Source organism: Rahnella sp. 2050, assembly GCF_040544515.1.
GTDB lineage: Bacteria > Pseudomonadota > Gammaproteobacteria > Enterobacterales > Enterobacteriaceae > Rahnella > Rahnella aceris.
Genome location: NZ_JBEPKE010000001.1, coordinates 793,150 through 817,570 on the forward strand (window position 1 = coordinate 793,150; position 24,421 = coordinate 817,570).

Below are 24,421 nucleotides of genomic sequence, written 5' to 3' on the forward strand. Positions count from 1 at the left end.
GATTTTTCATGGTGCCGTCAATTTATCCGTGCTGAGCTGACGCTGCTTTCAGAAAAGCTATCAGCAACGGGTGAGGTTTCACCGGCAGTGATGACAACTCCGGGTGGCCCTGCACGCCGAGGTAAAACGGATGGCGGGTGAATTCGATTCCGTCAGCAATCTTGCCGGTGGCATCGGTCCCGCTGATCAGTAATCCGTGATTTTCCAGATCCGGTTTCAGTTCAGGTGCAAGGTGAAAACGGTGGTTGTAGCGCACGATAAATTCATCGCCAAGAATCTCATGCAACCGGCTGCCGGGGCGGGAATGCATCCGATGATCCCCGAGGCGGTGAACCGGCAATGTTGGCGTATTCGTCAGCGGCACAAAAGTTTTAATATCAGCATCAGGATCCGCTTCCGCCAGATTGGCTTTCGCAGAACCCATCATGTTCTGCACGATGGCCGTAGTCATGGTTTGCATGCCCAGGCACAAGCCGAGAATGGGAATATGGCGATTCAGGGCGTAATGTGCGGCACAAATCTGTCCGGTAACATTACACATCGCGGATCCGCCCGGCAGTAAAATACCATCGACGTTTTCCATCACCTCATGCAGATGATCTTCCAGCACCTGGGGCGCGGCATACACCATATCAAGCGACACGGATAAAGCATCCGCGGCATCACCCAGCGCAGCGAGCGTGGCCGGATAGGTCGTGCACTGCTCGGACTGCGCACCGACCAGCGCGATACGCAGCGAAGTGGTGGTTTGTGGCGGCGTATCGTGATTTATCCAGCGCCCATAACGATCACGCCACCAGCATCCGGCGGCTTCATCCGTCAGTCCGTGCCGCCTGAACATATACCCCTGATTTTCGCGCTCAACCGTAATCAATTCATAGTCAAACGCGTTTTCGCGAACCTGCTGTGCAATTTGAGTGAACTGAATGATCTGCATTGGCCCGAGGGGGATCACCACATCCCCGGTGCCATACGTCTTCAGCAATTCTTCCAGCTTCATCACTTTACCGGCACTTTGCAAAATCAGCCGTTCTGCCCAAAGCAACCCGCTGGTTACCCGTTGCCCTTCACCAACGACGTGCTGGCAGGCATCAGGGTAGCGTGCGGTATCCCAGCTCACCGGCAGATGCGCCAGCGGTAAATCCTTTTGTGCCGCCAGTATTGCCGCCATCGCACCGTACAGCGACGGCTCAGGTGTGTCATGTGCAACAAAAATAAAAGCCATAAGACAACCTTGAAATATAAATGAAAAGTTCAGACAGCCCGCAGGCTCACCGCCAGCCATACCCGCTGCCCTGCCGTTTCCGTCAGTAAAATACCGCTCAGCACGAAGAAATTATGAGCAAAGCAAAAAGAAGAATGGTAAGTTTAAATTGGTTTTAATGATTCACATAATACAATTTTGTTATTGTTCATACAGGGGAAACAATGTCTGCTGAATTTCTTGCACCTCGTTTGCGTCGCGTGCGCCCTTCGCCGACAGCGGCGATCTCCGACCAGGTTCGTGCGCTCAGCGCGGCAGGTACTGATGTCATCAACCTGGGCGAAGGTGAGCTGGATTTCGATACTCCCGCACATATTAAGCAGGCCGGCATCGACGCGATTGTACAAGGTAACACAAAATACACTGCCGTTGCCGGTACCGCCGCGCTTAAACACGCCATCATGACTAAGTTTAATCGTGAAAATAGGATCAGCTACCGCCCGGATGAAGTCATCGCGGGCAGTGGCGCCAAGCAACTCATTTTCAACGCACTTTTGGCCACCGTTTCGTCTGGCGATCAGGTGATTATCCCGGCCCCTTACTGGGTGTCTTATCCGGATATGGTGGCACTGGCGGAAGGTGAACCGCGGATTGTTCATTGTCTGGAAAGTGATGGCTGGAAATTGCAGCCGGAAGTTTTAGCCGCCGCAATCACCCCGAAAACACGTTGGGTCATCCTCAACTCCCCGAACAATCCGACCGGGGCAGTCTATTCAGCTGACGAACTCCACGCACTGGCCGCCGTTCTGCTGGAGCATCCGCAGGTGCTGGTGATGGCAGACGACATCTACGAACAAATTTGTTTTGTGCCCGGTATTTTCGCCACACTCGCCGAAGTCGAACCTCGTCTGAAAGAGCGGATCCTGACCGTAAACGGTGTTTCTAAAGGCTATTCAATGACCGGCTGGCGTTTGGGTTATGCGGGCGGCCCCGCGTGGCTGATTTCTGCCATGCAAATTTTGCAGTCGCAAAGCACTTCCAACCCCAGCTCCATTTCTCAGGCCGCGACTGTTGCCGCTCTGGAACAGGGCAATGCATTCATCGCGGACTGGATCGACATCCTGACGCGCCGTCGCGCCCTGATCATGAACTGCGTGAATGCCATTGACGGCCTGAGTGCCGAAACGCCGCCGGGCGCATTTTACGTTTTCGCTAATTGTCAGGGGATGTCAGGTAAAACGACACCTTCAGGCGATATTCTCAGAACAGATGAAGATTTTGCAGCTTATCTGCTGAAATCAGGCCATGTCGCCACGCTTCAGGGTTCTGCTTTTGGTGCGCCGGGTTATTTGCGTATTGCTTATGCCATCGATGACAACCGGTTGCAGGAAGCCTGCGAGCGAATCACCCGCGCTTGTCGTGAATTGCGTTAAGACCGAAAAAGGCCTGCTTCAATATGAAAACGGGCCTTTTTGACTCTATTCTCAACAACTTGGCTAAAGTATCAGCAAACGCACACATTTATTCAGTTTCCCCTTTGACATGCCACGGGGCAGTCGCTATTATTCGCCCCGTTCCAACGATTCCTCTGTAGTTCAGTCGGTAGAACGGCGGACTGTTAATCCGTATGTCACTGGTTCGAGTCCAGTCAGAGGAGCCAAATTAGAAAATCCCGCTTAAGGAAACTTAAGCGGGATTTTTGCTTTTTATGCCCGGAGCCCGGGCCTGTATGGCGTTGATGCAATCAGTGAGTGTGAAAATAGTCCTGATGCATTTTCAGTTTTCCCTCGGCGCCGGGAAAATTTGGTGGTCAGATTTGGGGTCAGGTGAGTTCGATGACACAGTGACCCCCAAATATCTCTTAACGACTCAAAAATCCGCAAATTAAAATCACCCGCAAAACCCTTTAATGTTTCTGATTCTCATGGCCTGTACCTTTATGCAATCTTATGACTGATTAACGCAGCTGGCCTTTCGGTAAGGCGGAAAAAAAATCGGCATGAGAAGGAGAGCGCGTCTGTTGCAGAATCTCCGCTAACGCCTCCAACGGCGCATCGGACCAGTCAGCGCGCAGATCAACGCTGGCATACTGGCGGTCGCACCAGATTTTCAGCGCCGCAGATTTAAGCCCGCGCCGGTCGCCGCCGGCCTGCGCACCGGCGTTCATGGCCCCCAGAAGGCGGTCGGCCAGCGGCAGGTCAGTTTGCAGGTGATAATTTTCCAGCATCGCAAACAGCGTTCGTTCCCCAGTCAGTAAATTCCCACCGACGACACATTGATGCCCCGCGATGCTTCCGGCCCAGACTCCGCAATCTGCCCCGCTCCACTGCGCCGTATTGCCCTGATTATCGACTATCAGTAGCTGCCTTCGGGCAGCGTCCGCATCCTGCGCCAGCAGGTTTTTCAATGTATATGCCGCATCGGCCCCCTGCTGTAACAACGTCAGACCCCGCTCCCCGTAAAGTGGATTGGTCATTGCCTGGGTGGCAATCGCGCCGGTCTGCGCACGTCCGTGTACCACCAATGCACCCACGGCAGGGCCAGCGGTAGCGGTGGCGACACCCACCGCACCTGAGTGTGGGTCCCGCGCCACGATTGAAAAAGTCATAAGTACTCCGCGACAGTCTGGTTAAATTTATACGTATAAATTATTGCAATTCAGTTAATTTATACGCATAAATAATAAACAGGACAACGCCTGATTTTTTTCTGAGGTTTCCACATAGCGTTTTATTAAGCGACGAGGTCGATATGCTGCCAGCTTTGCAAAAGTCATTTATGCCAATCTGTTTTTGTCTCTTTGCGCTGTCGTGGCAGGCTCAGGTGCAGGCCAGAACCCCTGCGGATGCGCTGTTGATTGGTCAGGTGGCTGAGCCACAATCGCTGGATCCACAGGTTGCTACCGCAGCCAACGACTCGCGCATTCTGGTGAACGTTTACGACGGACTGGTGCGTAACGGTGAGGGGAAACTGGATATCGAACCGGCGCTGGCCACCCGTTGGACAATCAGTCCCGACGGCCTTACTTACCGCTTTTATCTGCGCGAGGGGGTGAAATTTCAGGACGGAACACCGTTTAATGCCGATGCGGTGAAATTTACCTTTGACCGTATGCTGGATGATAAAAATCCGTGGCATGACACCGGGCCTTTCCCGTTGTCGTTTTTCTTCTCTTCGATAAAAAACATCGAAACACCGGACCAAAATACGCTGGTCTTTACGCTGAAAGAGCCGTTCTCACCGTTTCTCTCCAACCTCGCCACGCCAACCGGCCTTATCGTGTCACCAGCGGCAGTGAAAAAATACGGCAAAGAGTTTGGCCGTCACCCGGTCGGCACTGGCGCATTCCGCTTTGCAGAATGGAAAGCCAATCAGCGCGTGGTGGTGACGGCCAATAGTGATTACTGGGACGGTAAACCTGCGGTACAAAACGTGGTGTTCCGCCCCATCACCGATGGTAATACGCGGGTCGCCGAGATGCTTTCCGGCGGCATTGATGCAATGGTAGAAGTGCCTCCTGACACGGTGAAACTGTTCAAGGAGAAAAGTGACCGCTTCCGCCTGTACCAGACTACCGGCCCACACGTCTGGTACGTGATGCTCAATACACAAGTGCCACCCTTTAACGACGTGCGGGTGAGGCAGGCGGTGAATTACGCCATCAATAAACAGTCGCTGACAGATAAAATTTTGCAGGGTTCGGCCGACGTAGCCGAGGGCCCGATCCCCCGCGCCTTTAACTGGGCGGCCAATAAAGAGGTGACGCCCTATCCTTATGATCCGACTAAAGCCCGCGCACTGCTGAAAGCCGCCGGAGCAGAAGGGACAACGCTGACCTTCTACGTCGCCGAGGGGGGATCAGGCATGCTGGATCCCATCCCGATGGCCACCGCCATTCAGGCTGACCTGAAAGCAGTAGGTCTGAATGTTTCGCTCCAGACCTATGAGTGGAATACCTATCTATCGAAGGTTAATGCCGGTCTGGACAATCACACCCATATGGCGGAAATGGCCTGGATGACCAACGACCCTGACACCCTACCTTTCCTGACGCTACGCACCGACGCCTGGCCGAAAAAAGGCGGTTTTAACTCCGGTTATTACAGCAATCCGCAGGTGGACAATCTGTTGCAACAAGCGCGCATGACCACAGACACCGCAACGCGCGCCGCGCTTTACAGGCAGGTGCAGCAGCTCGTACATGACGATGCACCGTGGATTTTCGTCGCCAACTGGAAACAGAACGCCGTAACCTCCACACGAATTCAGCACTTCGCACTGCAACCGAATTTCAATCTGTTGCTCAACCGGGTAACCAAACAGTAATCGGAGAGAAACTTATGGGGAGTTACGTGCTTAAAAGGCTGCTCTCGACCATTCCGGTGTTTATCGGGTTGTCGCTGATTGTTTTTTTGATTATGGCAATGATCCCGGGGGATCCGGCTCAGGCGTTGCTCGGTGCCTGGGCCACGCCGGAAAACGTCGCACGGATCAATCAGGAACTCGGGCTGAATAAACCGCTCTATCAACAATATCTGATCTGGGCGGGCAATATTTTGCACGGCGATTTTGGCCGTTCTTACGTGCTTAATCGCCCGGTCATTGATGAAGTGATGGAGCGTTTTGGCGCCACGCTGTTGCTCGGAGGCTGCGCACTGCTGTTAAGCACCGTGCTGGGGCTGCTGGCCGGAATACTCTCCGCCGTCCGCCAGTTTGGCCTGGGCGACCACATCATTACGTTGCTGGTGCTGTTGGGAATTTCCATGCCTTCGTTTTGGATTGGTCTGCTGCTGATCATGCTGTTCGCCGTAGAGCTACAATGGTTCCCTGCTTCTGGTATGTATGCCATTTGGGCCGGTGGCGGCTGGCTCGACTTGCTGCATCATCTGACCTTACCCGCTATTACGCTGGCGATTGTTGCCACCGGCGTTATCGCTCGCCTGACCCGCACCGCGATGCTCGAAGTGTTACGTCAGGACTTCATTCGTACCGCCCGCGCCAAAGGCCTGTCCGAGCGCAAAGTGATCTATAAGCACGCCTTTCGTATGGCGCTGGTGTCAGTCATTCCGGTGATCGGTATTCAGGCCGGTTTTGTGCTCGGCGGCGCGGTCTATATAGAGACGGTATTTCAGTGGCCGGGGCTTGGCGCAATGATGGTGAAAGCCGTCGCCACCCGCGACTTGCTTCTGGTACAGGGTGGCGTGCTGGTTGCCGCTGCGGCCTATGTACTGATCAACCTGTGTGCTGACATTTTACAGGCGCTTCTCGACCCGAGGTTAAAATCATGAGCCAGAACATCACCACTGTCACGCCTCGTCATCGCCAGCCGTTGTGGGCGCTGCTGTTGGCCAACCGGCTGGCCACGCTCGGCCTGATCATGCTGGTGCTGGTGGCAGGTGCCGCCCTCGCCGCGCCGTTGCTGCCGTTACCAGACCCTGACGCCACCGATCTGCTCAACCGTCTGCTGCGACCGTTTTCGCCCGGCCACTGGCTCGGCACAGACCCGCTGGGCCGGGACATGCTCTCCCGCCTGCTGTGGGGAACCCGCGTGTCACTGGCAATGGGAGTTTGCGCCACGCTGCTGGCCGCACTGTTCGGTACACTGATTGGTCTGGTCGCCGGGTATGCCGGAGGTAAAACCGACAGCCTGTTGATGCGCCTGATCGATATGCTGATGGCCTTCCCTTATATACTGTTGGCGCTGGTGATCGTCACGGTGCTGGGTCCCGGACTGCTCAATGCGCTTTACGCCATCTCGGTGGTGAATATTCCTTTCTTCGCCCGTAATATTCGCGGTCTGACCGTTGGCCTGCGTCAGCGCGATTTTATTCAGGCGGCGCGGCTGTCGGGCAAAAATCATTTGCAAATTTTGCTGACCGAAGTGCTACCCAACATGATGCCGGTTGTGGTGGTCACCATGTCAACCACCGTCGGCTGGATGATTTTAGAGACCGCCGGGTTGTCGTTCCTCGGACTGGGAACCCAGCCACCCAACGCTGATTTAGGCTCGATGCTGGGTCAGGGACGCGCACAGATGTTCAGCGCACCGCACGTTTCCATCGTACCTGGATTGACGATTTTCATTCTTGTCATGAGTTTTAATCTGCTGGGTGACGGCGTGCGCGACCTGCTCGATCCACGCCTGAAGTCCGGCATTCTATTGCGCGGGAAAGCCGTCACTACGGTCAATCGTGCCAGCGTTCCCTCTGCCATACAGGGCAAGAATGCGCTGCTGGAAGTGGTGGATTTACAAGTGAATTTCCGCTCGGGAAAACAATCCGTCGCAGCGGTCAAAGGCGTAAGTTTTTACGTTGCCAAAGGAGAATGTCTGGGGCTGATTGGGGAGAGCGGATCTGGAAAAAGCGTCACTGCGCTGTCCGTGATGGGGCTGGTATCTTCCCCACCGGGAGAAATCACCGCTGGCGCGATTTACGTCGGCGGCGAAGAGATGCTGTCGCGAACGCAAAGCCAACTGCAACAGTGCCGCGGCGCGCGGGTGGCCTATATTTTCCAGGATCCGCTGACCACCCTGCACCCTCAGTTCAGCATTGGCGCACAAATCATTGAAGCCATTCAGGCCCATCAGCCGCTGTCAAACCGGCTGGCTAAAGAGAAAGCACTGACGCTGCTCCACAGCGTAGGAATTGATGAGGCTGCGGCGCGCTTCGACGCCTTTCCCCATCAGCTTTCTGGCGGGCAGCGTCAGCGTGTCGGCATCGCAGTGGCACTGGCCAATGACCCGGAAATCATCATCGCCGATGAACCCACTACCGCGCTGGATGTCACGGTACAGGCACGTATTCTCGAGCTGCTGCAACAGCTGCGTCGTGAACGTGGCCTGACGCTGCTATTCATCACTCATGATTTTAGCGTGATCGCCCAGATTTGCGACCGGGTGGCAGTGATGCGTAACGGCGAAATTGTTGAAAGCGGTGAAACCCGGTCAGTGCTGCGGGACCCGCAGCATGATTACACCCGCAGGCTGATTGCCAGCGTGCCGAAACTCGGCCAGGGACGCGATTTCCTCAAACAGGTCGGCGAACTGTATGCCAACTCAAAACCACAGCCGGGGGCAATATGAGCAACGTGATTGAAGTCAACGGGCTGGTGAAAACCTTCGGCAGTACCTCAGGCTGGTTCTCCGGCCGCAAACTGCAGGTTGAAGCGGTAAAAGGGATATCTCTGCATCTGGCTGAAGGCGAAACGCTGGCGGTAGTGGGTGAAAGTGGTTCAGGTAAAAGTACGCTGGCGCGAATGCTGGTCGGTCTGGAACGTCCGACGTCCGGCACCATTAAACTGATGGGCGAAGCGATGTCGACACATGCTAAACGCAGCGACAAAGCCTTCGGCCAGATGATTCAGTATGTTTTTCAGGATCCTGTGGCCTCGCTCAACCCCCGAAAAACCATCGCTGATACGCTGGATGTGCCGCTGCGTTATTTATGCGCCTACCCCACCATGCGACGTAAAGCGCGAATGCTGGAATTGATGGAGGCAGTGCAGATGCCTGCCGACGCGCTCAGTGGTTATCCGCATGAGTTTTCTGGCGGTCAGGCTCAGCGGTTAGCGATTGCCCGCGCACTGGCGGCCGAGGCCCGTATTCTGGTGCTTGACGAGCCGGTCAGTGCTTTAGATGTATCGGTACAGGCACAGGTTTTGTTATTACTCGATCGCCTGAAACGTGAGTTCGGTCTGTCGTATCTGTTTATCAGCCATGATTTAGCGGTGGTGGAGTCCATTGCCGATCGCGTGGCGGTGATGTATCACGGTGATTTAGTAGAATGCGCGGATAATGATCGGTTGTTCAACGCACCGCAGCACGCCTACACGCAACGTCTTCTGGCCAGTGCGCCAAGGGTTTAAATCAATGAAGGGATTTATGAGTATTGAAATGACACACCAACCGGAACCGGTACGCCGCAAGCGCACTGATGAAATTGTCGATGCCATCAAAGAGAGCATCATCAGCGAGAATCTGCTGCCCGGCGACCGTCTGCCGCAGGAGAAAGATCTGATAACGCGTTATGCCGCAGGCAAAGGCACTGTGCGTGAAGCGCTGAAATCTTTAGAGGTTCAGGGGCTGATCCGCACCAAAACCGGCCCCGGTGGCGGTGCGTTTATTGATTCAATGACCGAGTCTCGCGCCATGAGTTTGCTGTCCAATTATCTGTTTACCCGTCAGCTTTCCATCAGCAATATCTACGCCTTGCGCAAAGCGCTGGAGCCTCTGGTGGCGGTCAGCGCCATCGGCAATATCGACGCCAAAGGCTTCGTGCAACTGCATCAGCTGATTGCCGTCTACGATCATGAACCCGCTGACGAAGCTGAACGCTGGGAACAGCGCATGGCCGAACTGGATTTTCACGGCGTGGTGGCCAGTTATTCTGACAACGTGCTGCTGGCGTTTATCTGCCATTTCCTGCAACGTCTGCTCAAAGATTTGGCCGTCTGCAAAGATATTTACCAGCGCCCCGAGCCGGTGGCGCGCAGCGTCGGTATTGATTATCAATATCGCCTGATCGACGCGATGCGCCGTCAGGATGCCGCCACCGTTCAGCAGATCATGACCGAACACATGCAGCATGCCGAAGACGCCATGCTTGGGCTGGAAGCCACGCTTGAGGAGCGTTTTTTGAGCGACCGGGCGGAGTGACGCGTCTTCTGAAACCTGTTTCAGCGTGTAAGTATCCCGCTTAAGCGGAAGTTAGATCAGAACAGAGGTATGGCTGTCGCTGGTGTTGTGAGCAGCCAGATATTCATCTATTTTTATTATGCTGATGAAAATAAGAGAAAATGTCATGCGCCTGTACATGCTTTACCTGGGGACTATGCAGCCGGGTGATATACCTGTACCGGGATATTTGATTCAGACAGACGAAGGAATAAATATCCTTGTCGACAGTGGCTGGCCGCGCCAGGAGAGCAAAAGTTATTCCGCGTCAGACAATACGTTGCTGATAAGAACGGTCTGACAGCGCACCCCGGGCATCATTTTTTCCAGGCCGTCTGTCAGCATTCTGCCGGCCGCATGCAGCGCATCCACAGGCATTTCAGGCAGGCTCTCAAGGATGAACCACATGCTGCTGTCTGCCACGCTCAGCCGCGTCCGGACGCCTTGTCGCCAGTTCCACCGGCGGCAGGTCACGCCGGTGTCATCGCGCCAGACAACTTCTCCCGCCTCCGGTGACTCGCTTCCCGGCTGACCGTCTTTCATAGTGTCAAAAATTTCGGTTCCGTCAGCAACAACCAGCTGCGGCATCCCGGCGTAAGCCGCAAGGTTTTCACCACCTACCGGAATGGCATACCGGATGCTGACCGCGTTATACAGATCAACCACCGGATCGAGAGCGGCCATCGTGCCATCCTTTATGACGCGCTTTCTCAGGGCTTCTGCCGAACAGGGCGTACGCTTAGGTTTTGCACCGAAGGCGCGGAATACCTCCGCCCATGCGCTGAGGTGGGCCTCAGCCCAGGCAGGCTGCCCGGCCTGAGCGGCCTCGCAGGCTTCCCGCAGCGCGACTTCCCCCACCCGCTCATCGGCCACGGGGGCCGCTTTCACGCAGATGCTGAGCGCACGAAAACCCGGTGCGATGCGGTAAATTTCAGGGCTGATTGACGGTGACACGGCTGGCATAGGATAATCCTGTAATGACTGATTTATTACATAATAATGACCGATGACCAGTAAAGTCAATATAACGACCGACGCCGATGCAGCCAAAATAAACGAGGCCGTTTCCGCGCGCATAAAGCTTTACCGCAGCCAGAAAAAAATGTCGCTCGATGAGCTTTCCCGCCGTGCGGGCGTCAGTAAGGGAATGCTGGTTGAGATAGAAGGATGCCGGGCCAACCCCAGCATTGCCCTGCTCTGCCGCCTTGCGTCTGCGATGAACGTCTCCGTGGCCGATTTTGTCAACGTAGCTGGCAAGCCCGCAGTTCATCTCATCAATGCCGGTGACATTCCCGTACTCTGGAAAGGAGAAAAAGGTGGCAGCGCGCGCCTGCTTGCGGGCACGAGCGGGCCGGACATGGTCGAGCTGTGGGAGTGGGTGCTTTACCCCGGGGAAACCTTTGAGTCTCCCGGCCATCCGGAAGGCACCAGTGAACTGCTTCATGTGTCCGGCGGGACCCTGACGCTCGTCGTCAGCGACACCACTTACGTGATAAGCCCCGGGGGTGCAGCGGTTGCAAGAACAGACGCGCCGCATGCCTATATGAACAGTGGCACGGAGGTGACCGTGTTTACCATGACGGTAAATGAGAAAGGCCGCTGAAAACAGTGGCTGCTGTTTCCCCGGGTGTGATTCTGAGTAGTTCGGCTACCGGTCAGCCCGGTGAGGAAAGTTCGAGGTGCGCTAAATAACCTTGTAAAAACAGCGTGCGAGAGTGAGCAGTCTCGGGCAGGGTCAGCCTGCTCACGCCCCGATGTCACGCCTAAACTGTCATCTTGACAGTTTGCTGGCTCATCTGATAAAGAAGAAGTCCCGATTGATCCCCCATCATCACTCAGCCTGTTTTGTGCGTGTTGCGGCGCTTTCTCAGACAATAAGAAGGTCAGAGTCTGACACTCCCGAAATCTGATTTTAGTATCTACCTGTATCAGGGACTAACTATGCCATTTTTGAAGTATGAAAGCGGACTTTTTACTAAAAACAAATCACGTAAAATTCTGTATATGCCAATGGCATTATCGGTGATGCTGTGTATTTTTGTTATGGTGTTTAATCTTGTCGCATTTTCTACAAAACAGAACGAGGGTTCCTGGATACAAAATTCTGGCTGGATATTTGATGGCATCCAATTGCTGATACTTAACTTTATCTTGTGGAACTTTAATCGATTATTATTGAAAACCAGTCTTCGCCGATGGATAAACGCGGGGCTGATGATATGGATTGTGTCTGCAGCATTTGATCTGATGGATGAAATTATTCGCCAGCCGATGTGGGTCGGGTATTATCTTGAGGATCTCAGTAAGCTGGCAGGTATGGTCTGCGTCTCGGCAGGCATCTATTTCATCGTACGTTATGTGAATAATAAATATTCGGATATGAGTATTAATTCATTCCGTGATGAGCTTACACGTTTGCCAAATCGTCGTTATTTTAAAAACGCCCTTATGGACTTAGATAATGTCAGTGTTTACGTCTTTTTAATCGATATTGACTTCTTCAAAAATATAAATGACAAATACGGCCACTACATTGGCGATGATGTCCTGAGAGCCTTTAGCCTGATGCTCAGTGAACTCTTTAAAAATAACGTCATCGCCGCCCGCGTCGGCGGAGAAGAATTTGCCGTCATCGTGCAAACGTCAGTATTTGAAGAAGCACGATTAATGGCCGAAAAAATATTAGTTCATGTCAGAGAATTAGTGATTAATGATGAAATTCGCTTCACCGTCAGCATCGGTGCCGGGATAAAAAAAGAAAATGAAAGCCAGGAAAGCTTGTTCCGACGTATAGATATCGCGTTGTACCAGGCGAAGCACTCTGGAAGAAATCGTGTCGAATGGGTGGAGGAGTAAGAGATACAACGATCGGGTATCAATCCCCCTGCATAAGCCCTCCCGATTCCGTGTCCGGCCATATCATCGCGTTGATTAAAGTTGTGTAAATGTGAATCATTTACACTTTGCAATGATTGTAACTGTGAGTGATTATCATTTATTGTGCGCATGCCGCAGGGATCTTGTCCTGCCCGGGTCACAATTAGTTTCAATTACTCTGGGATATCAACGATGAATGCTTTGCCTCGCACCGGACTGCGCCGTATCACGCTTGCATCGGCTCTGGTTTTCTCCGTCAGCCTTCCGGCTTTCGCCCAAGATACTTTGACGCTTTATACCACTCGCGAACCCGGTCTGATCCAGCCATTGCTGGATAGCTGGACACAATCGAGCGGCATAAAAGTCAATACGGTTTACATCAAGGATGGCATGCTCGAACGTGTTAAAGCGGAAGGCCAGAACTCCCCTGCCGACCTGCTAATGACGGTAGATGCAGGAAATCTCATTGATTTAGTGGAAGCAGGTGTGACACAACCTGTGGAGTCACAAACGCTTAAGACGGCTATTCCGGCAAACTTGCGAGGAGCAGATAATCAGTGGTTTGCGCTTTCGATGCGCGCTCGCGTGCTTTACGCCGAGAAATCGCTGGCGATGGATAACTGGCATTACGAACAGCTTTCCAGCCCGGAATACAAAGGCAAAGTGTGTATTCGCTCCGGCCAGCATCCTTACAATACCGGACTGATTGCCGCCATGATTGCCCACCACGGTGAAGCGAAAACCGAAGAGTGGCTGCGTGGTGTGAAGGCTAATCTGGCACGTAAAGCGACTGGCGGCGATCGTGACGTTGCTCGCGATATCCTCGGCGGTATTTGCGATATTGGCCTCGCAAACTCTTACTATATCGGCCATATGAAAAACGCCAAAGAAGGCACCGATGCGCGTAAGTGGGGCGATGCCATTAAAGTGGTGAAACCTACCTTTGAACAAGGCGGCACGCACGTGAATATCAGTGGTGCTGCAGTGGCTCGTTATGCGCCGAACAAAGCTGATGCCGTAAAACTGATGGAATATCTGGTTTCCGCACCCGCCCAGCAACAATACGCCAAAGCGAACTTTGAATACCCGGTGCTGAAAGGTGTGGCGCTTGATCCGGTGATCACCGCCACCATCGGTGAAATCGATGTCGATAAAATCCCGTTAACCGAGATGGTGAAATACCGTAAACAAGCGAGCCTGCTGGTAGATAAAGTTGGATTCGATCAATAAATCACTTCGTCTTCCGACGTTACGCGGCCTGGTTTCCGGGCCGCAGTCATTATTAACGCCGCTGCATCTTGCCGCGCTAGGTATTGCGCTTGGCGTACTCACACCTATCGTTGCGCTAATCTGGCAGGCGACACAGGCTGATTTCTCGCACTGGGATAATCTCATTACTTTTGTGCTGCCTTCGGTGTTGAAAAATACCGGGCTTTTGCTGGCAGGTGTCGCCGTGATCGTGGGGGTGACTGGCGTCGGCAGCGCGTGGGCGGTCACAGCATGGGATTTCCCCGGACGCAAAATACTTAGCTGGGCGTTACTGCTGCCGCTAGCCATGCCGACTTATATTGTGGCCTTTGCCTGGCTTGACCTGCTGCATCCCCTTGGCCCGCTACAAACATTCATTCGTTTTTTGCTGGGCTTCGACAGTCCGCGGCAGTTCCGTTTACCGGATTTACGCTCCCTGCCCGGCGCCATTATTCTGCTCGGCTTAGTGCTGTATCCTTACGTTTATCTGACGACCCGTGCGATGTTCATCAGCCAACCTGCACATTTGCTGGAAGCCGCTCGTACCCTGGGTTGCAGCGCTGCCGGTGTTTTCTTTCGTGTTGCCCTGCCGATGGCTCGCCCGGCGCTGGCTGTCGGTATCAGCCTGGCACTACTGGAAACGCTCAATGATATCGGCGCATCTGAATTTCTTGGCGTACAAACGTTAACCGTCACCGTCTACACCACCTGGATTTCGCGTTCCGATCTTGCCGGTGCCGCGCAAATCGCCTGCATGATGCTGATGTTTATTTTCTGCATTCTGACGCTGGAATTTTATGGTCGCAGAAAACAAGGCCTTAGCAGCCGCAGCTTGCGAGAGATTCAACCTACCAGAGTACGCGGCTGGCGTGGATGGCTGCTCAGCTCGGTTATTGCGTTACCGGTTATTCTGGGGTTCCTCGCACCGGTTGTATTTTTAGCCTGGGAAAGCGCAAAGCGTTTAGGTGAAGAAAATCCCCTCTCCCCTTCGTTGCTTTCAGCCTTACAAAATACGCTGTCGCTGGCGGCAGGCACCACTCTGGTGGTGGTTTGCGTCAGTTTACTGGTGGCCTGGAGCGCGAGGCACAGTGCCGCAGATAACACGATGTCGGGCTTTCGTCGCGGCGTAATGCGCCTTGCGTCCTTAGGCTATGCGGTGCCTGGCACCATTCTGGCGATTGGTTTTCTCACTCCGGCAATGGCAGCAGACAAATGGTTGGCAGATTTAATGGATATTCGCGGCTTACCGCTGATGTCCGCCGGTATCTTGCTGGTTATCTGCTGCGCGATGCGCTTCCAGGCCATTGCCATCGGCGCACTGGATTCCGGGCTTGGCCGTATCCCTCTTTCGCTGGAACAAGCGTCGCGTTTGTTGGGGGAAAATGGTGCGGGGACTTTCGTGCGGGTTCACTTCCCGTTGCTGCGCCCAGCGCTGGTTAGCAGCGCATTATTAGTCTTTGCCGACGCGATGAAAGAACTGCCGACAACCTTGCTTTTACGCCCGGTAAACTTCGAGACGCTGGCAACGTTACTCTATGCAGAAGCAGCTCGTGGAACCTATGAAGAAGGGGCCATTGCCGCCTTAATGATTGTTCTCGCAGGCACGCTGCCGGTTATATTGCTGGTGCGTCATCAGATGACTCGCCACGGCTAAAGGAACCACCATGTCAGAAATTGCGTTACGCCTTCAGGATGTGCATGTGGCTTATGACAACGGCCAGCAACCGGTATTGAAAGGATTTTCAATGTCAGTACGTGAGGGGGAGCTTGCTTGCTTATTGGGAGCCTCGGGTTGCGGGAAAACCACGGTGCTGCGTGCCGTTGCCGGGTTTGAACGGCTGCAAAGCGGTGAGATCTATGTTTCACAGCATCGCGTTGCCGGGCCAGGTCTTCATCTGCCGCCAGAAAAACGTCATGTCGGCATGGTCTTTCAGGAATATGCGTTATTCCCACACCTGACAGCTCAACAGAATGTCGCGTTTGGCCTGCGAAGGATACCGCGTGAGGAGCAACAAGCCAGAGTGACGGCGCTGTTAAGACTGGTGGAATTGCATAGCCATGCCAGCCGCTATCCCCACGAACTCTCCGGCGGGCAACAACAGCGCATTGCGTTGGCTCGCGCGCTGGCACCGAATCCAGAGATCCTATTGCTGGATGAGCCCTTTTCCAGTCTGGATAAAAAAACGCGCGAGCGACTCGGCGGCGAGGTGCGCGATATTCTGCGTGAAGCCGGGCAAACGGCACTTCTGGTGACGCACAGTGAGCAAGAAGCGCAATTGATGGCAGATCATATTGGTTATGTGCAACAGGGTGAATATCACAAAATAAAGGTGGACGATTCGAATTACGCGAACATTTAGATTTCAAGTGCAGCAAGTATTACGGTTTCCATTTTCTCCGGGGTGGTGAACGGTGCAAAACGCTTGAGCGGTTTGCCGTCGCGTCCGATCAGGAACTTAGTGAAGTTCCACTTGATCCGCCCACCGAGTACACCGGGCAATTCGTTTTTCAGATACCTAAACACCGGGTGCGTAGCAGCGCCGTTGACCTCCACTTTTTCGAATATCGGGAAGCTCACACCATAGTTGATGTGACAGGTCTGCGCGATTTCGTCGGCGCCGCCGGGTTCCTGCTTACCGAACTGGTTGCAGGGAAAACCAAGCACCACCAGACCCTGTGCAGCGTACTTCTTGTAGAGCGCTTCAAGGCCTGCGTATTGTGGCGTGAAGCCACAATGGCTGGCGGTATTCACCACCAGAACCAGCTTACCCGCATAGTCGGCCATAGAGATGAGCTGGCCATCCAGACTGGTGGCGGTGAGTTGATGAAAGGTGATCATGTCGGGCTCCTCAGAGGGAATTGGCAAAGTCGAACGAAAAGAAAAACAAACCGACGTGCTAAAGGCCTCGCGTCGCGATGAGTAAGATAGAGTCAGTCGCAGCACCGGTTCAATGAGTCTGCCCGCAAAACCGATGACTATGGGCATCCGGGCACTCTGTAGATCTCAGAAATAACCTGCATGGTTGCGTCTTCGATCATTCCTTCATTACGGCATAAAACCCAGCCGTGATCTGCAACTTCCCGCTCGAACGCCTGGGTACAGGCGACATGATCTTCCAGCTTATGAATCACCGTACTACTTAGCCCACGCGGTCGGGCTGCGGCCCTCGCCCATGAAATATCAGGCGCGGTAACCACCCCGACATGCAGGTCTGGCATTCTCACATTTCGTTCAATGTTAAGCTGTAAAATCTCTGCAAATGGAACCATCCGGCGAAACGCAGCTTCCGACGGGTACCAACGATCCATCAAGATAATGCTGTCCGGTGGCTGTTTAGTCAGCACATGCCGGGAAATCCATGCACGGCTATCAGCAAAGCGCTCACAAACCTCCAGCTCCAAATCCCGGGCGGGATTTCTGGCGAGCCTGTTCACGAGGGCCATTGTTTCCCTCCTGTAAGGATCGCTTTTTTTCTCGCAAAGCCGGACCACCTTCTTGTTGTCAGCCCTGAGTACTTTCGTCATGGCCTCCAACAGTGTGGTTTTGCCGACCCCCTTGGGCCCATCCAGAGAAATAAACAACGGACGACTCATTCCTGAAATGACGATTGATACAGGGTTTTTGTAAAGCTCAAATCTGGCAAAAGCATCTTATTTCCTTCAGATGAACAGACACTGATGAACATTCCGGCAAGGGTTCTGACTCACGGGTTGTGACCTGCACGGTGTAGTTTAAGGGATCCGCTTAGCAAACGGAAAACATCCCACGTTAAGCCTCACAAATTCATCACCATGCCAATAGCAGCGAGCTTCTGGATAAGTTTTACTTTATATATCGTCCTCTCAGCCAGAACCTTTCAGGTTCAAAACTGTATTTAATCGAAATTTTATGTAAGCTGACACACTCATGTACTAGTCAGGTGGATTGAAGATGAATTTTTTGTCAATTGAAGATGTTAGAAATCGAATCGATCAGATTGATCGCGAACTGGTTAAGATGATCGCGCAACGCAGCGAATGTGTTAAAGCTGCAGCAGCTTTCAAAATTGACCACTCAGCCGTTCGCGCGCCTGACCGCGTCCAACAGGTCATCGACAAGGTATGTCAACAGGCCACTGAAGCAGGACTTCCCGAAGTGATTATCGAAAAGGTCTACCGGACAATGATCGGTGCGTTTATCGATTATGAACTCGAGCAACACGACCAGCTGCGACAGGAAAAACGCTGACATCATGCGCCAACATACCATTCAACTTCTCCCCCTTACTGTAGCGGGTATCGAGGCGGTAAACGCCAACAGCGATATCTCTTTTGGGCGGCATACTCACGACCAGTTCGGCATTGGTTTGATGGACAGCGGCGGGCAAAAATCCCTGTATACCGGTGTGGCTTACCTGCTGTTTATGGCGTGGCAAACGCTACGGGATAAGACACTTTTATCTGCTGACTGCCCCGGGTTGGCGTTATCTCATCGCGCCTTGATACAGCAGGCTGTGGTTGCCAATCTTCTTAATCCCAAGCTTTCGCTATTTTTCCTGGCATTTCTTCCGCAGTTTATCGCCGCCAGGGATGTACACCCCACACAGAGCATGTTGATTCTTTCTGCAATTTTTGCGGCCATGACTTTTGCTGTGTTTTCTCTGTATGGCATTTTTGCTTCGGCTGTTAGTCATAGTGTATTAGGAAATCACAGGGTGATGACCGGCATTCGTTGGGGTGTAGCGCTGGCCTTTACTGCAGTTGGGATTCGACTGGCGATGACCGTGCAATAATAAACATTCATGTTAGATAGCACTGGAAAAAGTGTGCTTATAAGAGCTATTGGATGTCCGAATTTGGCACTAACCGGCCCGCTACGTTGGAAACGTCGGCTCTGAGCGAAGAGCTGACGCTACTCCTGGAAAATAAATACTTATTAGCCATAAAAATGAACAAATAAAAAAGCATCTGCTATAAATATCAGCATGCATTGTGTTTTGAAATCAATGGAGGTGAATGAGATGGCTGATGAAAAAATGCTCATTACTGATAGTAATGAGCTTGAGCAACTTTACGGTGCGGTAGCAAAGCCTTCTTTAACAAAGGTGACAGACCATATTCATCCTGCCTACCGGCCCTTTATTGAGGCATCAACATTTGTGGCGCTTGCAACATCGGGACCTGATGGTCTGGATGTATCGCCAAGAGGTGATCCTGCAGGCTTCATTTACATCGAGGATGCTAAAACTTTATTTTTGCCTGACCGCCGGGGTAATAACCGCATTGATAGTCTACGCAATATATTAAATGACAATCGGGTTGCGCTTCTCTTTTTAATTCCCGGCATTGGCGAAACTTTGCGTATAAGTGGCACAGCTGAAATACGTAAAGACCCGGCTTTGCTGGATAAATTCGCAATCAATAATCAATCCCCTAAAACGGTATTGCGCATTTCAGTGGAAAGCGTTTTTTTCCAGTGTAGCAGAGCGATCATTCGCTCAAAACTCTGGGATCCTGCCGCACAAATTGACAGGCAGGCTCTGCCCAGCACAGGAAGTATCCTGAGTATGATCTCACAGTCAGAAATTGATGGTTTGGCTTACGACGAGGCCTTGCCGGAGCGATTGAAAAACACACTTTACTGATTGTAATGTTGGGCGACTAAATAACATCAGCATCGATATGCCGAAGTAGCCAACAATCCCCTGATACCCCGGAGAAACGCAGGGAATGCGAACCTGGATTGACAATCCTTAACCCTCAGGCAATCTTTCATCTGATAGATGAACCCTGTGAACTTCAGAATTGAATTAATTTTTTCAGCCCTGCTTGCCGGGCAGAGCAGTGACTTTTTGCCCCTGCGCAACAGCAGAACAGCTCAGAGCCAACAAAAGTGATAAAGAAATCCCGGCTTTCATCAATGACCCTCTCTTTTCGGCTGCATTAAATTTTGCGCCACTATTGCTGATAAGGCGCGTTAACCGCGCCACCCTCACAATCCATTTTCATCGCACTCAGCTCCCTGGTTGATTCGCAAGGGTGAGAGTCGTGGCGCTTGTTCAGGCAGTGGCGGTACGATGCCATCAACAACATGAGGAACATACGGTGCTTCCAGCGCTGCAATTTCTTCTGGCGATAATGTCAGCTTAAGTGCTTCCACGGCGGTGGACAGGTGCTCCGCTTTAGTGGCACCGATTATAGGTGCGTTAATCACTGATTTTGACAGCAACCATGCAAGTGCAACATGTGCACGAGGAACACCCCGCCCGGTGGCCACCTGCGCCACAGCCTCAACCACTTTCTGGTCCTGCTGCGCGGCATTTTCATACATTTTCAGCGCAAAGACGTCGTTCTGCGTTCGGGTGGTGGTTTCACTCCAGTCGCGGGTCAACCTGCCGCGCGCCATCGGGCTCCAGGGAATAACACCCACGCCCTGATCCCCACAAAGCGGCAGCATTTCCCGCTCTTCTTCCCGGTACAGTAAATTGTATTGCGGTTGCATAGAGACAAAGCGCGTCCAGCCGTTACGCTCAGCGACATGCTGCATCTTTGCAAAACGCCAGGCTTCCATTGAGGATGCACCGATATAGCGAACTTTCCCGGCTTTCACCAAATCGTGAAGTGCTTCCATGGTTTCTTCAACAGGTGTGCCGTGATCAAAACGGTGAATCTGATACAGATCCACATAATCCATACCCAACCGGGTCAGGCTGTCATCGATAGACTGAAACAGCGATTTTCGCGAGAGAAAACCGGTATTGGGTGAGTTACGCCATGGGAAAAATGCCTTAGTAGCGACGACAATTTCATCCCGGTACGCCATATCGCGTAGCGCCCGACCAACAATTTCTTCTGAGCTTCCACCTGAATAAATATTAGCCGTATCAAAAAAATTAATTCCCGCCTCAAGTGCCTGGCGAATCAACGGTCGCGAAGCACTTTCATCAAGCGACCACGGCTGAGGAAGGCGTTCCGGTTCGCCGTAACTCATGCATCCCAGACACAGTCGTGAGACTTTCAGGCCACTGCGCCCCAGGTTTACATACTGCATAATCATCTCCCTGCCACGTTATTTAATGAAAATTGCGACGTCTGTTATTGCCAGTTGCCCACCATTTTCGGGATGAATTCACGAATCTCATATTCAGCGAGATTGGGGTGATAGGCGTCTTCGCTCAGAATAGCGTCCAGCTCTTCCCGGCTTTCAGTCTGAGCAATAATCACCCCTGCTCTTTCGCGATCGGAATAGGGACCGATGAGAACAAACTTGCCTGCATTGAAATACTGCTGAAACCAACTGACATGGCGTGTGAAAAGCGCCTCATGCTGAACAGCCGTGATATCGCCATTCACCGTAATATTGATGAGATACATTTTCCCTCTTCTCCTTTACACAGCCATTTTTAAAGCAGGGGTAGTTTCTTTAATCGCGGTAATCAGACGCGCGGCATGAACTTTTGCCAGTGCTTTCTGTTCGAGGACTTTAGCTTCATCACGCCCTGCATAGCTCATCCCAAAGGTGTAAACCGGCTCCTGCCAATCCAGATTGCACAGCAGTGCCGTGGTTTCAAACGGTGTGATGTATTGCTGAATGTCGTGACCGAACAAACCTTCAGGGGAATACAGGCCCTCTGGTGCTCCGGCGGTAAAGGAAATGATCAGCTTTTTGCCACCCAGTTTTGCGGTTGAGCCATGGGCAAAGCCGTGAACTAATACCTGATCAATCCACAACTTCATTAACCCCGGCACTGAATACCATGAAAAAGGAAACTGCCAGACAATCACATCAGCTTCGAGTAAGGCTTGCTGCTCCCGTGCCACGTCGATCCGGTAGTCAGGATACAGAGCATCAAGAAAGCGAATTTTGGCCCCGGGCAACGCTTTTGCGACTTCATCCAGGATAGTGGCGTTACCAATGGATTCACTAAGATTCGGATGACCTGAAATAATCAGTACATTTTGCATTTTTGGCTTCTTTAACAGGGGTTTGTTTTACTGTAAGTGAGTATAACCAACCCTGATTCTGTTTTTTAGAGCAGTAATAGCTCATACACTCTTAGCCAATAGCTAATAATCTAACTTTGTTTCCTCTGCTGGATGTCGCCATGAACAATGTCATTTACAACCAAATCCGTATTTTCCAGAGCATCGCCCGTGAAGGCAGCATCACTGCTGCGGCCAGGAAACTTGAGATAACGCCACCTTCGGTCAGCAAAGCGCTAAAACTGCTTGAGCAGCATATTGGTCACCCGCTTTTTGTGCGCACCACCCGGCGCATTGAGCTGACGGATGCCGGGGAACAATTGTTGCAACAGACATCGCGGGCTGTGGCGTCACTGGAAAGTGCGGTGGAAAGCATCAAAGACCTGAATCAGGAACCCTCCGGGCTGGTCAGAATTACGCTGTCACGCTTTGCCTACCTGCTTATCCTGAAGCCCTTTATGGCAGAGTTTTGCCAGAGCTACCCCGGAATACAGCTTGAGATATCCGTTTATGACGGAACAGTAAACATGGTTGATGAACGTTTTGATTTGGGCATTCGTTTTGGCGATATCCTTGAAGAGAGTGTTGTGGCCCGCCCGTTGATGAAACCGTTTCGTGAAGGTTTGTATGCTTCTGCGGCCTATCTCGCGGAACACGGTACGCCCAAACTGCCAGCGGACTTGCATCAGCATCAACTCATCGGCTACCGCTTTATTACCAATAACCGCCTCCTCCCTCTGATGCTGGAAGATAAAGGTCAGCAATTAACCGTTGAGATGCCAGGGCAGCTCATCAGCAATGATATTGATGTCATGGCAGATGGCATACGCAGCGGTCTTGGAATTGGCAGATTGTTTGAGCCGGTGTATGAATTGCAGCCCGATAAAGAGCAGTTTATCCCGGTGATGATGCCTTACTGGAAGACCTATCCACCGGTTTATCTCTACTACTTAAAAAACACCGGCAAGGCAAAACGAGTCAAAGCGCTGATTGATTTTTTAATGATGAAAACCAAAAAATAGCTGACGACATAACCTGTTAAAGGTCCACATCCGTTTGAAGCGCTAAACAGCGCTACAGGTATATCGCTGCGTGCGCCGTAGCCGTTAAGGTCAGGAGCAATAACTGGCCGACCACCCGGAGGTCTGTGAAATTTCGGATCCCTCAAAGTACCGGTTAAGCCGTTGATAAATATGACAGGTGCGATGTTACCTCAGTCTTTTGGTGGTTTTGACAGGATAAGAATTCAAATTTAGTTTATTTATTAGCCAGCTCATGGCAAAAGTGATCCAGTCAAAGGAGCCAAATTTAAGAAGCCCGCTTAGGAAACTCAGCGGGCTTCTTGCTTTTCATGCTCCGGTACTATGCCTTTATGGCTTTGATGCAATCAGTGAGTGTGAAATTTCCGAAGACAGCCACAGATTCCATGCATTAGCATTTAGGTAACTTTATGATTTTTCCATGCCATTTCTGAGAAACCCGCTAAGGACCAGACTGCATTTGTTTAACATCAGATATTGAAAACAGTACGGCAACGGCTGTCATCTTCATTCCAGGCATCATTCACTTCGCTTAATGGCCGAATACGAAATGGGACTGAGAAATCACTCAAAGCAGCAGCTTGTAATAGTTCACCAACCGAAGCGACCAGTTCAGCATCAGATACGCTGCCAAGTCCGCTCCCCATCAGGGTCAGTCCTGATGAGCGTAGTAATTTGCTATGTAATGATATTTCTTGTCCACTTAATGAGCCGATCTGCACAAAACGCACCAGTCTGGCACCTCCGGCAGCGGCAGACTTCATAATATCAAGCGCACTCTCCCCCCAGAGATAATCCAAAACGACATCAACACCCTGTTCCATGAGTGCCGGGAGTTCATGCGATAATTCATCCAGCGTAAGCGTGATATCAGCCCCCTGAGTACGGAGTTTCGCCAGGACTTCAGTATTACGCCCAGTCGCGATGATTTTCCCCGCGCCCAGGTGACGAGCGATACGCACCGCCAGACCGCCGGAGGTGCCTGTCGCGCCATTGATGAGAACAGTTTCCCCTTTTCGCAGCTGCGCCCTGCGCGTTAATGCTGTCCAGGATGACATTCCGGGATTACCAATGGCGGCTGCCATTGAGAGATCAAGTGTTGCCGGGAGCGGCACAATACTTTTAGGCGTAACCAGGGTCATCTCAGCCATACTGCCAAAAGGGGAGCTCAATGCGAAAAAAAAGACCGGGTCTCCGTTAGTCAGATAACCTGCGCCATCAATTCCGGGTATAAACGGATATTCCATTGCTGAACTGTAGTGTGTTCCCGCGGCCCGCGACTTGGCCAGTTGACTGATTGCAGCGGCTTTAACGTTGACCACTATATGCTGCTCATCTCCCTGAGGGTCCATGAAATCACCGTAAATCGGCGTTTCGCCTTTGCCATTAACAAGTGCTGCTTTCATTAAGTTCACCTTT

24 protein-coding genes and 1 tRNA gene are annotated in these 24,421 nt (G+C 52.2%); 16 read left to right on the plus strand and 9 right to left on the minus strand.

From position 1 onward, the window contains the following. Positions 1-22: 22 nt before the first annotated feature. Positions 23-1,225, minus strand: a complete 1,203-nt coding sequence (locus ABIC79_RS03535; RefSeq protein ID WP_126124755.1) for a glutamine amidotransferase-related protein — start codon at positions 1,223-1,225, stop codon at positions 23-25. Between the two features lie 203 nt (positions 1,226-1,428). Here ABIC79_RS03535 and ABIC79_RS03540 point away from each other — a divergent pair, with 203 nt between their 5' ends. Together ABIC79_RS03540 and ABIC79_RS03545 are read left to right on the plus strand one after the other, a co-directional pair. Further along, positions 1,429-2,637: a pyridoxal phosphate-dependent aminotransferase gene (locus tag ABIC79_RS03540; protein WP_354566575.1), complete on the plus strand. Its 1,209-nt coding sequence runs from the start codon at positions 1,429-1,431 to the stop codon at positions 2,635-2,637. Between the two features lie 151 nt (positions 2,638-2,788). Further along, positions 2,789-2,864, plus strand: a tRNA-Asn gene (locus ABIC79_RS03545). Positions 2,865-3,161: 297 nt separating this feature from the next. On the opposite strand, the gene ABIC79_RS03550 is transcribed toward ABIC79_RS03545, so the two are convergent. Then, the gene (locus ABIC79_RS03550) at positions 3,162-3,812 is read right to left on the minus strand and encodes a DUF1028 domain-containing protein (protein ID WP_112151786.1); all 651 of its coding nucleotides are present in this window, start codon (positions 3,810-3,812) and stop codon (positions 3,162-3,164) included. A 143-nt stretch (positions 3,813-3,955) separates the two neighbouring features. On the opposite strand from ABIC79_RS03550, the gene ABIC79_RS03555 reads away from it, so the two are divergent. The 5 genes from ABIC79_RS03555 to ABIC79_RS03575 are packed head-to-tail and all read left to right on the plus strand — an operon-like array spanning position 3,956 to position 9,857. Then, complete coding sequence (locus ABIC79_RS03555; RefSeq protein WP_112151785.1) at positions 3,956-5,530, plus strand: ABC transporter substrate-binding protein; 1,575 nt, start codon at positions 3,956-3,958, stop codon at positions 5,528-5,530. A 14-nt stretch (positions 5,531-5,544) separates the two neighbouring features. Continuing rightward, complete coding sequence (locus ABIC79_RS03560; protein WP_013574978.1) at positions 5,545-6,492, plus strand: ABC transporter permease; 948 nt, start codon at positions 5,545-5,547, stop codon at positions 6,490-6,492. Further along, positions 6,489-8,285, plus strand: coding sequence for a dipeptide/oligopeptide/nickel ABC transporter permease/ATP-binding protein (locus ABIC79_RS03565; protein WP_121019459.1), 1,797 nt, complete (start codon positions 6,489-6,491; stop codon positions 8,283-8,285). The genes ABIC79_RS03560 and ABIC79_RS03565 overlap by 4 nt, the downstream gene beginning before the upstream one ends. Then, the gene (locus tag ABIC79_RS03570; protein WP_013574976.1) at positions 8,282-9,067 is read left to right on the plus strand and encodes an ATP-binding cassette domain-containing protein; all 786 of its coding nucleotides are present in this window, start codon (positions 8,282-8,284) and stop codon (positions 9,065-9,067) included. Before ABIC79_RS03565 ends, ABIC79_RS03570 begins: the two co-directional genes overlap by 4 nt. A gap of 16 nt (positions 9,068-9,083) precedes the next feature. Further along, positions 9,084-9,857 (plus strand): FadR/GntR family transcriptional regulator, encoded by a 774-nt coding sequence (locus tag ABIC79_RS03575; RefSeq protein WP_013574975.1) that lies wholly within the window; start codon positions 9,084-9,086, stop codon positions 9,855-9,857. Positions 9,858-10,133: 276 nt separating this feature from the next. Here the strand turns inward: ABIC79_RS03575 and ABIC79_RS03580 are convergent, their stop codons facing one another. After that, positions 10,134-10,838, minus strand: coding sequence for a B3/B4 domain-containing protein (locus tag ABIC79_RS03580; RefSeq protein ID WP_013574974.1), 705 nt, complete (start codon positions 10,836-10,838; stop codon positions 10,134-10,136). 43 nt (positions 10,839-10,881) lie between these two features. Here ABIC79_RS03580 and ABIC79_RS03585 point away from each other — a divergent pair, with 43 nt between their 5' ends. The 5 genes from ABIC79_RS03585 (at position 10,882) to ABIC79_RS03605 (ending at position 16,360) form a co-directional block, all read left to right on the plus strand. Continuing rightward, positions 10,882-11,478 (plus strand): helix-turn-helix domain-containing protein, encoded by a 597-nt coding sequence (locus tag ABIC79_RS03585; RefSeq protein WP_241917194.1) that lies wholly within the window; start codon positions 10,882-10,884, stop codon positions 11,476-11,478. 338 nt (positions 11,479-11,816) lie between these two features. After that, positions 11,817-12,731, plus strand: a complete 915-nt coding sequence (locus tag ABIC79_RS03590; protein WP_013574972.1) for a GGDEF domain-containing protein — start codon at positions 11,817-11,819, stop codon at positions 12,729-12,731. A 213-nt stretch (positions 12,732-12,944) separates the two neighbouring features. Beyond that, complete coding sequence (locus ABIC79_RS03595; RefSeq protein WP_013574971.1) at positions 12,945-13,982, plus strand: extracellular solute-binding protein; 1,038 nt, start codon at positions 12,945-12,947, stop codon at positions 13,980-13,982. Continuing rightward, positions 13,966-15,654 carry an ABC transporter permease gene (locus tag ABIC79_RS03600; RefSeq protein ID WP_013574970.1) on the plus strand — a complete coding sequence of 563 codons (1,689 nt, stop codon included), beginning with the start codon at positions 13,966-13,968 and terminating at the stop codon, positions 15,652-15,654. The genes ABIC79_RS03595 and ABIC79_RS03600 overlap by 17 nt, the downstream gene beginning before the upstream one ends. Positions 15,655-15,664: 10 nt before the next feature. After that, positions 15,665-16,360, plus strand: a complete 696-nt coding sequence (locus ABIC79_RS03605) for an ABC transporter ATP-binding protein (RefSeq protein ID WP_015689650.1) — start codon at positions 15,665-15,667, stop codon at positions 16,358-16,360. Here the strand turns inward: ABIC79_RS03605 and ABIC79_RS03610 are convergent. Together ABIC79_RS03610 and ABIC79_RS03615 are read right to left on the minus strand one after the other, a co-directional pair. Next, positions 16,357-16,839: a glutathione peroxidase gene (locus ABIC79_RS03610; RefSeq protein WP_013574968.1), complete on the minus strand. Its 483-nt coding sequence runs from the start codon at positions 16,837-16,839 to the stop codon at positions 16,357-16,359. The genes ABIC79_RS03605 and ABIC79_RS03610 overlap by 4 nt on opposite strands. Positions 16,840-16,976: 137 nt before the next feature. Further along, complete coding sequence (locus tag ABIC79_RS03615) at positions 16,977-17,594, minus strand: dTMP kinase (protein ID WP_013574967.1); 618 nt, start codon at positions 17,592-17,594, stop codon at positions 16,977-16,979. Between the two features lie 337 nt (positions 17,595-17,931). Here ABIC79_RS03615 and ABIC79_RS03620 point away from each other — a divergent pair, with 337 nt between their 5' ends. The 3 genes from ABIC79_RS03620 to ABIC79_RS03630 all read left to right on the plus strand — a co-directional run bounded on the left by ABIC79_RS03620 (position 17,932) and on the right by ABIC79_RS03630 (position 19,624). After that, positions 17,932-18,228, plus strand: coding sequence for a chorismate mutase (locus ABIC79_RS03620; RefSeq protein ID WP_013574966.1), 297 nt, complete (start codon positions 17,932-17,934; stop codon positions 18,226-18,228). A 4-nt stretch (positions 18,229-18,232) separates the two neighbouring features. Beyond that, on the plus strand, positions 18,233-18,772 hold the full coding sequence (locus ABIC79_RS03625; RefSeq protein WP_013574965.1) for a LysE family translocator: 540 nt from the start codon (positions 18,233-18,235) through the stop codon (positions 18,770-18,772). A gap of 228 nt (positions 18,773-19,000) precedes the next feature. Continuing rightward, entirely contained in the window at positions 19,001-19,624 is a 624-nt protein-coding gene (locus tag ABIC79_RS03630; protein ID WP_013574963.1) for a pyridoxamine 5'-phosphate oxidase family protein, read from the plus strand. A gap of 347 nt (positions 19,625-19,971) precedes the next feature. Here the strand turns inward: ABIC79_RS03630 and ABIC79_RS03635 are convergent, their stop codons facing one another. Genes ABIC79_RS03635 through ABIC79_RS03645 form a run of 3 tightly spaced genes read right to left on the minus strand, consistent with a single transcriptional unit; the run spans position 19,972 to position 21,944 of the window. Next, positions 19,972-21,030: an aldo/keto reductase gene (locus tag ABIC79_RS03635; protein ID WP_354566576.1), complete on the minus strand. Its 1,059-nt coding sequence runs from the start codon at positions 21,028-21,030 to the stop codon at positions 19,972-19,974. Positions 21,031-21,074: 44 nt separating this feature from the next. Further along, positions 21,075-21,353 (minus strand): YciI family protein, encoded by a 279-nt coding sequence (locus tag ABIC79_RS03640; protein ID WP_013574961.1) that lies wholly within the window; start codon positions 21,351-21,353, stop codon positions 21,075-21,077. Between the two features lie 15 nt (positions 21,354-21,368). After that, the gene (locus tag ABIC79_RS03645) at positions 21,369-21,944 is read right to left on the minus strand and encodes an NAD(P)H-dependent oxidoreductase (protein WP_112151778.1); all 576 of its coding nucleotides are present in this window, start codon (positions 21,942-21,944) and stop codon (positions 21,369-21,371) included. Between the two features lie 140 nt (positions 21,945-22,084). Between ABIC79_RS03645 and ABIC79_RS03650 the strand changes: the two genes are divergently transcribed. Further along, positions 22,085-22,984: a LysR family transcriptional regulator gene (locus ABIC79_RS03650; RefSeq protein WP_013574959.1), complete on the plus strand. Its 900-nt coding sequence runs from the start codon at positions 22,085-22,087 to the stop codon at positions 22,982-22,984. Positions 22,985-23,472: 488 nt separating this feature from the next. Here ABIC79_RS03650 and ABIC79_RS03655 read toward each other — a convergent pair whose 3' ends face one another. Further along, the gene (locus tag ABIC79_RS03655) at positions 23,473-24,408 is read right to left on the minus strand and encodes a quinone oxidoreductase family protein (protein ID WP_013574958.1); all 936 of its coding nucleotides are present in this window, start codon (positions 24,406-24,408) and stop codon (positions 23,473-23,475) included. Positions 24,409-24,421: the final 13 nt, after the last annotated feature.

What these genes read in the sequence shown, in the direction of transcription:
- ABIC79_RS03535 (WP_126124755.1), bottom strand. Translation starts at nt 1,225, where the DNA reads ATGGCTTTTATTTTTGTTGCACATGACACACCTGAGCCGTCGCTGTAC.
- ABIC79_RS03540 (WP_354566575.1), top strand. Translation starts at nt 1,429, where the DNA reads ATGTCTGCTGAATTTCTTGCACCTCGTTTGCGTCGCGTGCGCCCTTCG.
- ABIC79_RS03550 (WP_112151786.1), bottom strand. Translation starts at nt 3,812, where the DNA reads ATGACTTTTTCAATCGTGGCGCGGGACCCACACTCAGGTGCGGTGGGT.
- ABIC79_RS03555 (WP_112151785.1), top strand. Translation starts at nt 3,956, where the DNA reads ATGCTGCCAGCTTTGCAAAAGTCATTTATGCCAATCTGTTTTTGTCTC.
- ABIC79_RS03560 (WP_013574978.1), top strand. Translation starts at nt 5,545, where the DNA reads ATGGGGAGTTACGTGCTTAAAAGGCTGCTCTCGACCATTCCGGTGTTT.
- ABIC79_RS03565 (WP_121019459.1), top strand. Translation starts at nt 6,489, where the DNA reads ATGAGCCAGAACATCACCACTGTCACGCCTCGTCATCGCCAGCCGTTG.
- ABIC79_RS03570 (WP_013574976.1), top strand. Translation starts at nt 8,282, where the DNA reads ATGAGCAACGTGATTGAAGTCAACGGGCTGGTGAAAACCTTCGGCAGT.
- ABIC79_RS03575 (WP_013574975.1), top strand. Translation starts at nt 9,084, where the DNA reads ATGAGTATTGAAATGACACACCAACCGGAACCGGTACGCCGCAAGCGC.
- ABIC79_RS03580 (WP_013574974.1), bottom strand. Translation starts at nt 10,838, where the DNA reads ATGCCAGCCGTGTCACCGTCAATCAGCCCTGAAATTTACCGCATCGCA.
- ABIC79_RS03585 (WP_241917194.1), top strand. Translation starts at nt 10,882, where the DNA reads ATGACCAGTAAAGTCAATATAACGACCGACGCCGATGCAGCCAAAATA.
- ABIC79_RS03590 (WP_013574972.1), top strand. Translation starts at nt 11,817, where the DNA reads ATGCCATTTTTGAAGTATGAAAGCGGACTTTTTACTAAAAACAAATCA.
- ABIC79_RS03595 (WP_013574971.1), top strand. Translation starts at nt 12,945, where the DNA reads ATGAATGCTTTGCCTCGCACCGGACTGCGCCGTATCACGCTTGCATCG.
- ABIC79_RS03605 (WP_015689650.1), top strand. Translation starts at nt 15,665, where the DNA reads ATGTCAGAAATTGCGTTACGCCTTCAGGATGTGCATGTGGCTTATGAC.
- ABIC79_RS03610 (WP_013574968.1), bottom strand. Translation starts at nt 16,839, where the DNA reads ATGATCACCTTTCATCAACTCACCGCCACCAGTCTGGATGGCCAGCTC.
- ABIC79_RS03615 (WP_013574967.1), bottom strand. Translation starts at nt 17,594, where the DNA reads ATGAGTCGTCCGTTGTTTATTTCTCTGGATGGGCCCAAGGGGGTCGGC.
- ABIC79_RS03620 (WP_013574966.1), top strand. Translation starts at nt 17,932, where the DNA reads ATGAATTTTTTGTCAATTGAAGATGTTAGAAATCGAATCGATCAGATT.
- ABIC79_RS03625 (WP_013574965.1), top strand. Translation starts at nt 18,233, where the DNA reads ATGCGCCAACATACCATTCAACTTCTCCCCCTTACTGTAGCGGGTATC.
- ABIC79_RS03630 (WP_013574963.1), top strand. Translation starts at nt 19,001, where the DNA reads ATGGCTGATGAAAAAATGCTCATTACTGATAGTAATGAGCTTGAGCAA.
- ABIC79_RS03635 (WP_354566576.1), bottom strand. Translation starts at nt 21,030, where the DNA reads ATGCAGTATGTAAACCTGGGGCGCAGTGGCCTGAAAGTCTCACGACTG.
- ABIC79_RS03640 (WP_013574961.1), bottom strand. Translation starts at nt 21,353, where the DNA reads ATGTATCTCATCAATATTACGGTGAATGGCGATATCACGGCTGTTCAG.
- ABIC79_RS03645 (WP_112151778.1), bottom strand. Translation starts at nt 21,944, where the DNA reads ATGCAAAATGTACTGATTATTTCAGGTCATCCGAATCTTAGTGAATCC.
- ABIC79_RS03650 (WP_013574959.1), top strand. Translation starts at nt 22,085, where the DNA reads ATGAACAATGTCATTTACAACCAAATCCGTATTTTCCAGAGCATCGCC.
- ABIC79_RS03655 (WP_013574958.1), bottom strand. Translation starts at nt 24,408, where the DNA reads ATGAAAGCAGCACTTGTTAATGGCAAAGGCGAAACGCCGATTTACGGT.